Raw genomic sequence first — 4,184 nt, 5'->3', positions numbered from 1 at the left:
AGCGGCCCTCGGCCGCCGCCGCGGGCAAAGGCGGCGGTGCCGGAGGGCTGGCGGCGTCTCGAGCGCTTGCTGGATGAGTACTCCACCGCCGACGGTCTTGAGCCAGCGCGGCGGCAGCGCCTGATTGCTGCGATCCGCGAAGAAGCGCGCATCGCCGGGTTGGAGGACGATCTCGGTCTCGCCGCATCGGTCTCGGCGGCCGAGGCCATTCCGCAGATCGATCGCTTCGTCTGCGATCTCAAGGAAGGCCAGTTCGCCGACGGCCTGCATGTGTTCGGGCGGGGCACTTGCAGTGAGGCGGAGAAGGCCGCGCTGCTTGATGCACTCGCCGGCCGGCGTGTTGCGCCGGGGCCGTCAGGCTCGCCCTATCGCGGACGCAGCGACGTGCTGCCGACCGGACGCAATCTGTTTGCGGTCGATCCCCGCGCGGTGCCGACGCCGTCGGCGCATGCGCAGGGCGTGAAACTCGCCGAGGAGTTGCTGCGCCGCCATTTGCAGGATCACGGCGACTGGCCGAAGGGGCTCGTCGTCGACCTCTGGGGCTCGTCGACGATGCGCACCGCCGGCGAAGATTTTGCGATGGCCTTGCATCTCGTCGGCATCGCGCCGCGCTGGGATCATGGGTCGGGCCGGGTGTCGGGCTACGACATCATCGCGCCGGCAGAACTCGGTCGTCCCCGCATCGACGTCACGCTGCGCGTGTCGGGCTTGTTCCGCGACGTCTTTTCGGGGCTGGCTCAGTTGTTCGAAGCCGCGACGGAGGCGTTGGCCGAACGCGGCGACGAGGCGGACGAGAATCCCTACCGACCGCGCATCGCACGCGTGTTCGGTCCGCGCCCCGGACATTATGGCGCCGGCATTGCGTCGATCCCTGATGTCTTCACAGCGGAAGCGCGGGAGGCGGCCGGCGAAGCCTGGCTGTCGGCATCGTCCTGGGCCATCGCGGCCGATGGCGAGATACGGCCTGACCGCGCCGGCATCGAGACACGGCTCGCTACTGCAGACAGTTTTGTCCACACTCAGGATTTGCCGGAGACCGATCTGCTGCTGGCGGCGGACTATGCCGCGCATGAGGCGGGCATCGCCGCTGCGGCCGGACGGCTTGGCGCAAAGGTCCCGTCGCTCTACCACCTCGATGCAACGCGGCCGGATCAGCCGCATGCCCGCTCGCTGACCGAGGAAATCTCGCGGGTGGTGCGGGCTCGCGCCGCCAATCCGGCATGGATCGCCGGCATGATGCGCCATGGCTTCCGCGGTGCCGCCGAGATATCAGCGACGCTGGAGCACATGGCGGCGTTCGCGCATCTCGCCGGTGCAGTGCCGCCGCATCTGTTCGATCTCTATTACGACGCGACGCTCGGCAATGACGAGGTTCGCGCGTTCATGGCGCGCGAGAATCCGGCGGCATTGGCTGCGATCGAGACCTGCTTCACCCGCCTGCATGACGCGTCGCTGTGGCAGACGCGGCGCAATTCGATTGCGGCCGCGCTGCAGGAGGCCTCATGAGCGCGGTTGCGATCAAGGGCTGGTGTCCGGGCGCGTTGCGGCCGATGCAGTCGGGCGACGGCCTCGTGGTGCGCATTCGTCCGCATGGCGGACGGCTGGAGGCGGCGCAGGCGACAGGAATCGCTGAGCTGGCTGCGCGACATGGTAACGGCCTGATCGATCTGACCAGCCGCGCCAATCTCCAGATCCGCGGCGTCAGCGACGTGAGTTATCCGCCGTTGATCGATGGGCTCGCCGGGCTCGGATTGCTGGACTCGGACTCGGATACCGAGGCGCAGCGCAACGTTCTGGTGACGCCATTTTGGACCGCCGGTGACGATACACCCTCGCTCGCGGCCGAGCTTGAGCGCGTGCTTGCCGGCGCTTCGCTCGACCTTCCGACCAAGTTCGGTTTCGCTATCGATGATGGCAACGTGCGCGTGCTGGCTGGCGCGTCGGCGGACGTCAGGATCGAGCGCGATCGCGGCGGAGCGCTGCTGGTCCGCGCCGATGGCGCACAGTTCGGGCGTTCGGTCACGCGGCAGGAGGCGGTGCAGGTCGCGCTGACCCTGGCCGAATGGTTCGCCGCCTTTGGCGGAGCCAATGGGGAGAGGCGGCGGATGGCTGCCCATCTGGCCGGCGGTGCGACGCTTCCCGATTCACTTCGTGGTGATGCCGAGCCCGTCGCCCGATCGGCAGACCCGGTACCGGGCCTCTATCCGGTGGGTGCGATGGTTGGCGTGGCCTTCGGACAAATGCCGCACCAGATGCTCAGCCAGCTTGCTGCGAGCGCGCAGGCTCTTCGCGTGACGCCGTGGCGGATGATGTTGGCGGAGGGGATGCATGAGATGCCTCGCGGGTCGGATCTCGTCACCGAGGCCGATGATCCGGTGCTGCGCGTGATTGCTTGCAGCGGCGCGCCGCGCTGCCGCGAGGCGCATGCAGATACGCGGACGCTGGCATCGGTGCTCGCGCGGCATATCCCGGCGGGTGCCCGGCTTCATGTCTCCGGTTGCGCCAAGGGCTGTGCCCATTCCGGTTCGGCTGACGTCACCCTTGTTGCGTCCGGCGAGGGCTTTGACCTGATCCGCCGCGGCACGACGCGGGATACGCCGGTCCTGCGCGGGCTGACCAGTTCGTACCTCATCGCAAATCCCACCGTGCTGACGGGAGGCCATTGATGCCGCACGTCTATGAGACCGACGGTGCGGCGATCTATCGCCAATCCTTTGCCACCATCCGGTCGGAGGCCGACCTTGCCCGCTTTACGTCAGACGAGGAGCCGGTGGTCGTGCGCATGATCCATGCCGCGGGCATGGTGGGCCTGGAAGCGCATGTCCACTTCACACCTGGGATGGCCGCGGCTGCACGAACGGCCTTGCAGAACGGCGCGTCGATCCTCTGCGACGCGCGTATGGTGTCGGAAGGGATCACGCGTGCACGATTGCCGGCGGCAAACGCCGTGATCTGCACGCTTGGTGATCCCCAGATTCCCGCACTCGCGCAATCGATGCGCAATACGCGCTCGGCGGCCGCGCTCGAACTGTGGCGGCCGCACTTGGCCGGGGCGATCGTCGCGATCGGCAATGCACCAACGGCGCTGTTCCATCTGCTCAACATGTTGGAGGATGCCGATTGTCCGCGGCCGGCGGCGATCATCGGCTGTCCGGTCGGCTTTGTCGGCGCGGCCGAATCCAAGGCGGCATTGATGGTTGAGCCACCCGTGCCGGCGCTGACGGTTGAGGGACGGCTCGGCGGTTCGGCGATCACGGTTGCCGCCGTCAACGCGTTGGCAAGCCGGAGCGAATAGCAATGGGACGCATCATTTGCTGCGGGCTTGGCCCTGGCGATCCCGACCTGATGAGCGTGCGTGCCGACCGCATGGTGCGTGCGGCGAAGCACGTCGCCTATTTCCGCAAGAAGGGGCAGCTCGGCCAGGCGCGGCGGATCGTGGACGGCATGCTCGCCGCTGGCGTCAACGAATATCCGATGGAATATCCCGTCACCACGGAGATCGCGTTCGACAGCCCGGACTACACGCGGCTGCTCGCCGATTTCTATGAAGCATGGGCCGAGCGACTGGCGCGGCTGGCGCGTGAAATCGATGTCGTCGTGCTCTGCGAGGGCGATCCCTATTTCTATGGCTCGTTCATGCATCTGCATGCGCGCCTGCAGGGACGCGTCGAGATCGAGGTGATTGCCGGCATTCCCGGCATGGTCGGCTGCTGGAATGCGGTCGGCCAGCCGATCGCGCTTGCTGACGACGTGACCACCGTGCTGATGGGCACGCTGCCGGAGACGGAGCTTGCGCAGCGGATGCGCAGCTCCGACGCGCTCGTCGTGATGAAGACCGGCCGCAACCTTCCGAAGATCCGCCGCGCGCTCGCCTCCGCCGGCCGTCTCGACGGTGCGTGGCTGGTCGAGCGCGGCACCATGCCGGATCAGCGCGTCGCCCGGCTCGCTGACATCGGCGAGGCCGATTGTCCGTATTTTGCGATCGTGCTGGTGCATGGGTTGGGGCGGCGCAGGGAGGCGGCGCGATGACCGGCACGCTGACCATCGCGGGACTGGGGCCGGGCGACGAGGCGCTGATCACGCCGGAGGTCTCCGCTGCACTCGCAACGGCGACTGACATCGTCGGCTATGCGCCCTATGTGACCCGTGTGCAGCCGCGCGACGGGCTCACGCTGCATCCCTCG

General features: G+C 67.7%; 4 protein-coding genes and 1 pseudogene. All 5 read left to right on the top strand.

The annotated features are described in order from the left end of the window. On the top strand, positions 1 to 1,506 hold a 1,506-nt coding region (locus FNJ47_RS44840), incomplete at its 5' end, for a cobaltochelatase subunit CobN (protein WP_175068514.1). After that, complete coding sequence (cobG, locus tag FNJ47_RS44835; protein WP_163163025.1) at positions 1,503 to 2,666, top strand: precorrin-3B synthase; 1,164 nt, start codon at positions 1,503 to 1,505, stop codon at positions 2,664 to 2,666. The genes FNJ47_RS44840 and cobG, both read left to right, overlap by 4 nt. Beyond that, positions 2,666 to 3,295: a precorrin-8X methylmutase gene (locus tag FNJ47_RS44830; RefSeq protein ID WP_163163023.1), complete on the top strand. Its 630-nt coding sequence runs from the start codon at positions 2,666 to 2,668 to the stop codon at positions 3,293 to 3,295. Before cobG ends, FNJ47_RS44830 begins: the two co-directional genes overlap by 1 nt. A gap of 2 nt (positions 3,296 to 3,297) precedes the next feature. Then, entirely contained in the window at positions 3,298 to 4,029 is a 732-nt protein-coding gene (locus FNJ47_RS44825; RefSeq protein ID WP_163163021.1) for a precorrin-2 C(20)-methyltransferase, read from the top strand. Continuing rightward, positions 4,026 to 4,184: pseudogene (locus tag FNJ47_RS52085) on the top strand (precorrin-3B C(17)-methyltransferase); the annotation flags it as partial. The gene FNJ47_RS44825 and the pseudogene FNJ47_RS52085, both read left to right, overlap by 4 nt.

Origin of the sequence: Bradyrhizobium uaiense, from assembly GCF_010811875.1 — a bacterium.
GTDB classification, from domain to species: Bacteria; Pseudomonadota; Alphaproteobacteria; order Rhizobiales; family Xanthobacteraceae; genus Bradyrhizobium; species Bradyrhizobium uaiense.
The sequence above is the reverse complement of the archived record's forward strand: the minus strand, read 5'-3'. Positions and strand labels throughout refer to the sequence as shown.

Excerpts from the sequence above, each read along its gene's own strand:
- cobG (WP_163163025.1), top strand. The coding sequence starts at position 1,503 with ATGAGCGCGGTTGCGATCAAGGGCTGGTGTCCGGGCGCGTTGCGGCCG.
- FNJ47_RS44830 (WP_163163023.1), top strand. The coding sequence starts at position 2,666 with ATGCCGCACGTCTATGAGACCGACGGTGCGGCGATCTATCGCCAATCC.
- FNJ47_RS44825 (WP_163163021.1), top strand. The coding sequence starts at position 3,298 with ATGGGACGCATCATTTGCTGCGGGCTTGGCCCTGGCGATCCCGACCTG.